Source organism: Escherichia sp. MOD1-EC6021 (genome assembly GCF_002965245.1).
Taxonomy (GTDB): Bacteria; Pseudomonadota; Gammaproteobacteria; order Enterobacterales; family Enterobacteriaceae; genus Escherichia; species Escherichia coli_F.
This window is the reverse complement of the sequence record NZ_PTRU01000069.1, coordinates 1-5,303: the sequence shown is the minus strand read 5'-3', so window position 1 is coordinate 5,303 and position 5,303 is coordinate 1. Positions and strand designations below refer to the sequence as shown.

General features: G+C 45.8%; 4 protein-coding genes. 2 read left to right on the top strand and 2 right to left on the bottom strand.

Annotated elements, in window-relative coordinates; translation table 11 throughout:
- The first annotated feature begins 1,242 nt into the window (after positions 1–1,242).
- The gene (locus tag BEB54_RS27605) at positions 1,243–2,727 is read left to right on the top strand and encodes a YfjI family protein (RefSeq protein WP_001297234.1); all 1,485 of its coding nucleotides are present in this window, start codon (positions 1,243–1,245) and stop codon (positions 2,725–2,727) included.
- Positions 2,728–3,048: 321 nt separating this feature from the next.
- Here BEB54_RS27605 and BEB54_RS27590 read toward each other — a convergent pair whose 3' ends face one another.
- Both BEB54_RS27590 and BEB54_RS27585 read right to left on the bottom strand, forming a co-directional pair.
- Positions 3,049–3,651 carry a hypothetical protein gene (locus BEB54_RS27590; RefSeq protein ID WP_000804452.1) on the bottom strand — a complete coding sequence of 201 codons (603 nt, stop codon included), beginning with the start codon at positions 3,649–3,651 and terminating at the stop codon, positions 3,049–3,051.
- An 86-nt stretch (positions 3,652–3,737) separates the two neighbouring features.
- Entirely contained in the window at positions 3,738–3,944 is a 207-nt protein-coding gene (locus BEB54_RS27585) for a helix-turn-helix transcriptional regulator (RefSeq protein WP_000632607.1), read from the bottom strand.
- 758 nt (positions 3,945–4,702) lie between these two features.
- On the opposite strand from BEB54_RS27585, the gene BEB54_RS27580 reads away from it, so the two are divergent.
- On the top strand, positions 4,703–4,852 hold the full coding sequence (locus BEB54_RS27580) for an Hha/YmoA family nucleoid-associated regulatory protein (RefSeq protein WP_052318419.1): 150 nt from the start codon (positions 4,703–4,705) through the stop codon (positions 4,850–4,852).
- Positions 4,853–5,303: the final 451 nt, after the last annotated feature.

Sequence of the window (5,303 nt, the reverse complement as noted above, 5' to 3'; positions counted from 1 at the left end):
AGACGGATTCATACATGTATTCCCGGTGAAAAAAGACAAAACCCCGCGCACCGGAAAGGTGGCGGGGGATTCACGGAGATAATATCTGTCTGAAATTGTTTTGAATCGATGGGATTGTTGCGTATTAACATGAAGGAGATCAGGACTTATCCGTTACTGGGTGATCTCCTTCCATGAAAATACGCCGTTATTGTTAAACAGCAGGCTGATTTCTCCGTAAAGGGGAAAATATTTATCGGCTGTATGATTATCAGGTGTGTCTGTGTTTACTGCTGTGAGTATTTTTTAGTGTATTGTGGGGGAGATGTCAGTGGGAGATATTAAATTTACGTTTATAATTATCTTACTTCTTCTGTGTGTTTTTTATAAGAGTGCACACGTAATGATATCTGTTGATACCATGTGGTTAAGTGTTTCCCTTCCTGGTCATGCGTAATGATTAAATGCTTTTGTGACACCATTCTTCCGGTCTGAATATTTATCCCGTTCTTTTTTATTTGTGCAGTGATACTGTCGGAAGAGAATTCAGTAATGTGAGGTGTCCTGGTCAGGATAATATCTGCTGAGATATTATTAGTTGAGTGTGTTTTTACTGAGCAAAAGCTGGCTTTTAATTCCTGTACTGAAACACTGTCGCTCGTCCGGGGTTAACTGAAACTGGATGATGATGTAAAATGAAGGCTGTTTTTGTGTTTGTCGAAGAAGTGTTATTTTAATCCATTCTCATCATTGGCTGGCGATTATACAGAAGTATTTGAAGAAAAAATGGTGCATTTTATCTGTGTCAGCAGGGAAGAAGTATTTTATTGATGTATCAGTATTAAATGGTTTTTGTTATTTATAAAAATGTCATCCTGTCCATAGAATATTGTACTCAGCATTCAGTGCAGGAACTGTAGTCTTCTTTATTTTATTCTTCTTCAGGAGGGGGGGGATTCCTGAAGGCGTTATTCCCGGTGTTCTGTTTATGATTCTTCCCGGCAGGAAACCGGTATCTGCAATACCCGGGATGATGCTTTTTGTTCGTACGTGGTTGTGTAAAATTTGAATAGTGGATGTGCTCCGAAGGGAAGGAGGGGACACACAGATTCATTTTGTCTTTCTTCAGCAGCAAAATACACTGTGGTTATTATTTAACCATTAAATCAACAAAAATTTTTACCTCATATTGATTTGACTGCTATTTTTGCTATTAATAGCCAGAATTGCAGTGCTTTTATATCTGTGTATAGTGAGGTTACTATGTCATTCGGTCAGCCTTGTGATGAGTTTCCCCTGAGTTCGCTGCCTCCACTCATTCGTGATGCCGTTATTGAAGCTCAGCAAATTACGCAGGCTCCCCTTGGGCTTGTGGCAGCGTCTGCCCTGGGCGCTGTTTCACTTGTCTGCCAGAATCTGATTGATGTCTGCAGACTGAATACACTGCGGGGGCCGGTCTCTCTTTTTTTCCTGACGCTTGCCGAGTCCGGAGAACGAAAAACCGCAGTGGACAAATTATTAATGAAGCCCCTGTACCAGCAGGAGATGCAGTTATATTCCAGATACAAAAGTGAACTGGCTGTCTGGAAAAACAAGGAAGAGCTTTTAAAGGCTCAGAAAAAAGCATTGTTGTCAAAACTGAATAAAGAACTCCGCAAAGGCGCGGATGAGTCAGAAACCCTCAGACAACTGGAAGTACTTCAGAAAAACAGTGCGGAAGAACCTGTGAGGTATAAATTCATTTTTAATGATGCCACGACTGCGGCAATTAAGAATCAGCTTTGTGGTAAATGGCGTTCAGTTGGTATTATGTCAGATGAAGCCGGTATTATATTTGATGGATATACCCTGTCTGAGTTGCCTTTTATTAACAAAATGTGGGATGGCTCTGTATTGTCTGTGGACAGAAAGAATGAACCCGAACAGATGATTGAAAATGCCAGAATGACGTTATCCCTCATGGTGCAACCCGGTCTTTTTGACCGATATATGGAGCGAAAAGGTTCTGTTGCCAGGGACAGTGGTTTTCTTGCCCGTTGTCTTATCAGTAAACCTGCAACCACGCAGGGGAAACGCTTTATTAACGGAGCTGTGATTCCGGGAGGATCATTAACGGCATTTCATGAACGATTAATGGAACTGGCCAGAGGCAGTATTGAAAAATCCAGTGAGGATGAACGGTATTGTCTGCATTTTTCGCCTGAAGCGCAAAAAATATTTATTGAGCACTATAATGTTCTGGAGCAGGATTTATCCCCTTCCGGACCCTTAAGCCCGTTTCGGGGACATGTTTCAAAAAAAACAGAAAACATTGCAAGAATTGCAGCGTTATTTCAGTATTTCAGCTATGGTGAAGGGAAAATCTCTGCCGATATCATGACGTCTGCTGTCGTAATAAGTTCGTGGTACACAGATGAATATAAAAAATTATTTGCGTTACCTGATGAATCTGAACTGCAGCAGAAGGACGCCGAGGAGCTGTTCGACTGGCTCATTGAGGAGTGCCGCGGAGAATGCCCGCCCCGTGTCAGGAAAAATTATATTCTCCAGTGTGGCCCGGGCCGGTTCAGAAACAGGAAAAAACTGAACGCATTGCTGAACATTCTTGAATCTCAGTTCAGGCTTTCTGTCGTGCCGGAAGGAAAAACCATGTATGTTCTGCTTCCCCAGATAGCCAGTTTAAAGTTGTCTGATGTCTCTGGTATTTTTACCTCGGGTTATCACTACAATAAGCTGAGAGCGAAGTAACCGGTGAGCAGTTTTTCTCCATTATGCTTCAGACTTAGATGATTGATTATTATGGGGATTTCATCACCGATATTCAGATGTATGAATATCGGTGATGAACTAAAGCTCAGGAGCTGCGTGGTGGTGATGAATCAACAGGCATATAACTGATACCCGCCGGTCAGAAGTTCCAGCCTGCGACTTTCCTGTCTGCGTGCCCGCAGTCCGGCGTTCAGGTGCAGCGTGTGACAGAACGCACGGAGAGCGAAACGGCAGGCAGACAGGCCGTTCAGTCAGCCCTGGCACCCTGCCCGGATACCAGCTTCCCTGAAACAACTGGCATCAGGTGCGCTTATCGTCAACCGTTGTGCGGTATGCCAGGAGCACGTACTGATCCATCAGATCCGTCAGTGCTGCGCTCTGCTTCTGACGGTTGATGATCCATTCCTCCAGCTCTTTTTCTGATTTCCGTTTCAGATTCTCCGTCCAGTCGTCAAGGCAGTTTCCGGTCATTAAATCAAGCCAGCAAAGCCAGACCAGTTTGAGGCGCAACTCCGTGCCACCAAACTGACGGAAGAGGCTGATCAGTTTATTTGCCAGCGAACGCTGCCTCAGACGTTCACATTCAGACAGGAGAATGCCTTCCAGCATCGGATGATGAACCAGCAGATGTTCACTGGTGCATAAATTCACTATCAGATCATCATCCAGGGGCGGCGTGGTCCGTTTGTCCGGACCATAAATCAGCCGGTGCAGACTCTGGGGTACGATGGCAATCTCCGGTTTTTCACCATTGAATGACACCCACCCGGGCGTCAGATTATGGAAGTAGTAGATATTCGGATGACACACGCCCCAGGATACGGCGTGCCGGGTGAAGCCGGTCAGCCATTTCTGGTAGCTTTCGTGGAGCAGCTCGTAACGGGTCTGATACTGTGGTTTCATTTTCATATTCCTCACGGGGGATAACAGGCAGCAGAACGCCGCCGGCAGGCCGGAGACTGCGTCTGCTGCAGATGAACGGTTAAGAATTACGGACGGGACTGTGCAATACGCGCCTGCAGCCAGGCTTCCACTTCGCTTTTCAGCCATCGGGAGCTGCGGCCCATTTTGATGGGCGCAGGAAAGTCACCATCCTTGATGAGTTTGTAAAACCACTTATCGGTCAGGCCGGTCAGTTGAGTGATAAATGCCATGTCGACCATCTGGTCATCCATCAGTGAAACTGGGGTGATCATGAGAATGTTCCTCCGGATGTTGTTAAACCAGCCGGTGTGGTCATGAAAACAACGCACCACCTTCACCGGCATAACAACCGGGGAGAAACGTAAAAAATAATCGGGAATGTGACCGCCAGGAGATAAACGGGGAGGTTACGGTGGCTGAGCCGTACCGGTATGCCGGGTGGTTGTTACGAAACGATGCTTCCGCACGCGTGCGCGATAAAGAAGGGATGATTTTCGTGAGGAAGAGGGGAAAACTGGCGTTCTGATAATTGCAGAGTTATTTACGGGGCGGTTACGATGGGGCAGACCGTGTCCGGTGGGCAGGCGACAGGTATCACCGATGGGATAAGACTGTCTGATTGGTATTATAAATATATAAGAGAGATCAAACACATGAGATCAAATACATGAGTTCATATATGTGAAATAAACACGGTGAGTGTGATCAGTGGGCATGATGAGAACGCAGTAGCAACAGACTGCGCTATCCCTGATAGCTGGCGTATAACCCGCGTATATAAAACGTATCTGCAATGTACGTGAACAGAGTGCATTAAGCATCCGTCTGAGCGGTAAACATATCCGACCTGGTGAGTGACAGTCTGAGAGACCGGTTAAGTGGTGGCTCGGGAGTAATGAGTTTGGGGTGGGTACCAGAATGCCAGTCTGGCGGTATGCTGACAGTATCACGTTAATTGCAGCATAAAGTGATGAGAGGCTAATGGAAGTTAAAACCAAAGCAGTTCCGTCGTTGTTCATCCCGGGAGACGCTGGAAAAAGTGATTTCCCACACGCGTTATAAACTTACCTCTGCGGAACTGGAAGCCTTCAACTCTGTGGTTGATCACTGGCTGGCAGAACTGACAATGAACAAGCTTTACGATCGTGTTCCCGCTTCAGTCTGGAAATATGTCATCTGAGCGTTCGGTAATCACAACTGCATCGCGCCAGGTGTTATCCGCTTTGTGATTCTTATTGGCTCTTCTCAGGTTATTAAAAGCTGAATATGTTCCTGTTGTCGGGAACCAGGATAATACCGGGAACGTTAAGCGGTATAGCGACAACAAAGAATTCGAAATCAAAAGGGAATGGTGCCGGAGGCGTGGGCGGTAATGGGCTGATTTTCAGGTATTACCGGCTTACAGCGTGTGGTTGATATTGAGGGGCTGTGAGTTTCACGTATTTGTCAGAAACCCAGACGAGTTTTCCTGTATGGGACGAAATAAGGCAGCGGCAATACATGGAAAAATTTAATATGGTATGAAGGAGAACCTGTCGGTTACGCTTAATATAACCGGTACACTGTCAGCTCAGGGGATACATGAACCGTTATCTCACCAGCTACACAGTATATACACACTGACGCTGACA

Bases quoted from the DNA above. Each gene is read 5' to 3' on its own strand.
- BEB54_RS27605 (WP_001297234.1), top strand. From the start codon at position 1,243: ATGTCATTCGGTCAGCCTTGTGATGAGTTTCCCCTGAGTTCGCTGCCT.
- BEB54_RS27590 (WP_000804452.1), bottom strand. From the start codon at position 3,651: ATGAAACCACAGTATCAGACCCGTTACGAGCTGCTCCACGAAAGCTAC.
- BEB54_RS27585 (WP_000632607.1), bottom strand. From the start codon at position 3,944: ATGATCACCCCAGTTTCACTGATGGATGACCAGATGGTCGACATGGCA.